The organism is Bullifex sp., assembly GCF_034103065.1.
In the GTDB taxonomy this organism is placed as follows: domain Bacteria; phylum Spirochaetota; class Spirochaetia; order Sphaerochaetales; family Sphaerochaetaceae; genus Bullifex.
In genome coordinates, this window is sequence record NZ_JAXEGN010000211.1 from 1 (window position 1) to 2,233 (window position 2,233).

At 29.1% G+C, this 2,233-nt stretch carries 3 protein-coding genes; 1 reads left to right on the top strand and 2 read right to left on the bottom strand.

Going from position 1 to position 2,233, the window contains the following annotated elements; genetic code table 11:
- Positions 1 to 207 (top strand): L-serine ammonia-lyase, iron-sulfur-dependent, subunit alpha (locus SOY52_RS08150; protein WP_320848457.1); only part of this gene is annotated, 207 nt, incomplete at its 5' end.
- Here SOY52_RS08150 and SOY52_RS08155 read toward each other — a convergent pair.
- Together SOY52_RS08155 and SOY52_RS08160 are read right to left on the bottom strand one after the other, a co-directional pair.
- Entirely contained in the window at positions 185 to 850 is a 666-nt protein-coding gene (locus SOY52_RS08155; protein ID WP_320848458.1) for a GntR family transcriptional regulator, read from the bottom strand. The two genes, SOY52_RS08150 and SOY52_RS08155, sit on opposite strands and share 23 nt — an antisense overlap.
- 58 nt (positions 851 to 908) lie before the next feature.
- The coding region (locus SOY52_RS08160) for a S10 family serine carboxypeptidase-like protein (RefSeq protein ID WP_320848459.1) at positions 909 to 2,233 on the bottom strand (1,325 nt) is incomplete at its 5' end.

The following is a 2,233-nucleotide window of genomic DNA, read 5'->3' on the forward strand; positions in this document are numbered from 1 at the left end:
GCATCATGTGCTGCTAAAATATCTTCTTCATTAGAAGCAGCAATACTTGCTATGGAGATGAGCTTAGAAGAAAAAACATCTTTCCAAAGTGGTGATGGCCTTGTTAAAAAGGATATTGAGAAAACTATTGAAGCCTTTGGAAAGATGGGTAAAGAAGGTATGAGAGAAACTGATAAGGAAATCCTTAACTTAATGTTAGAGGATTAGGGATATATAATAGTTCAAAAGAATCTAAATCACGGGCAAGGATTTCTAAAGCTTTTTCCTTGTCCTTTTTTTCTATTGCATCAATCAAATTAGCATGATTATGAGATTCGCCACTTTTAAATGTCGTTTTATTATGCTTTTTAGATTGATATTGAGAATAAGCTCTACCCATTAGCGTTAATGTACTTTGTAACTGTTTTATTAAATATTCATTTCCTGCTAAAGTAGCTAATTCCAAATGAAATTGAATATTTCTATTCCAATGAAGTAATACACTTTTTTCACCTTCATTGTGAGCATTTTCTATAACCTTTCTTAAGTGAGAAATATCTTCAGAACTAATTTTATCAAAACAAATATTTAAAGCTCCTAACTCTAAAATTGCTCTAGTTTCTTTTACATCTCTTAATTCAGATTGTGAAATTTCCAATACTTCATATCCAAATCTTGGAATACTTCTTAACATTCCTTCATTGCATAATTCTATTAAAGCTTCTCTAATCGGAGACTTTGATATCTGATATATTTCAACAAGATCTTTTTCAGAAAAAGTCATTCCAGGAAGATATTTTCCTAACATAATATCTTCATACATTGATTTATATACCATTGATTTTAATGATTCATCGCTACCTTTTTTCATACAATAATTATACTACAAAATAGAGGGTAATTTCATTACAAATGATATATCCAAATTATCAAATAAACTCACTTAATAGCATACTTTCTTCAGGTTTCACACTATTAATAAAATTTCTAACATCTGATGTAAAAGTTTTTATTTCATCTTCACCAAGATAAACCATATGTCCTGTTGCATATCTTTTTATTATCACCCTATCTTTATCTAAATCAGTATGGGAAAGCATATAATATAAAACTCCAGATTCAGTTGTTAAATCATAGTATCCATTTGCAAAAAATACTCTCATCGTATGTCGTCTTTTCATTGTATTTGATAAACATTCAGATGCAGAAATATCACATTCTTTATTCCATTTTTTAGAAATCTTAACAGCTGGTTTATATGACCTATTAAAATTTTGAATTCCTAAAATTGGAAACAATTCAGAGACCAAAGCAGAAATAAAAATAGGATTATACTTACCTCTAACTCCATCAATTGATAAGCCAAATTTATCTTCATATTCTTGATTAGAATATAATTGTCTAGTCACTCTTCCATCTAAGCGTGAAATAGCTAATCCTTTACTTCTTAAAATTTCATCTTTTATTGAGAAACTATCAAGTTTTAGATTCTTCTCTTCTAAGTAATAATCAGAAACTCCTGTAAAATATTTAATCTTTTCCTTTATTTTACTTCTTTCTTCTGCACTTAATCTGTTTCCTTTATTTAAAGCTATTAGATATTCAGTATCTGCAAATTCTCTTGCATTTTGTGTCCATAAATCTAATGAGATAGAATGATTAGTATTATATAACCAATTTAATGCAGCATAGGTCTCAAAACCTAATACCGCCTTTTCAATAGGTAAATCAACATTAAAATACTTTCCTGGAGTAATAGTATTTCCTATTAAAATTAATCCATTAAAAGCTATATCATAGCATCGCTCAAAACCTTGACCTGAGGCAATTTCTACTGCCATTGCGGCACGCGTACAACCATAACTCTCAGCTAAAATATATTTAGGACTTTGATAGCGATTATATCGCTGTATCCACATTTGAACAAAGGAAACAAAAGCTTCTGCATCTTCTCTAATTCCATAAAATTCATTTTCTCTATCTTTATCTATTAATAGACCAAACCCTGTATTTATAGGATCAATAAGAACGATATCAGCAATATCAATTAAACACTCTGGATTATCTATTACTTCATATGGAGGAAGTGAATTGGCATCATTAAGATTAGAATTATATTTTATTCTTTTTGGTCCAAGTAAGCCAATATGTAACATTACACTAGAAGATCCAGGTCCTCCATTAAAAGCAAATATTACAGGTCTTTGTGCTTTATTTTCGACATCCTTTTTAAAATATGAAAATGAAAAAATAG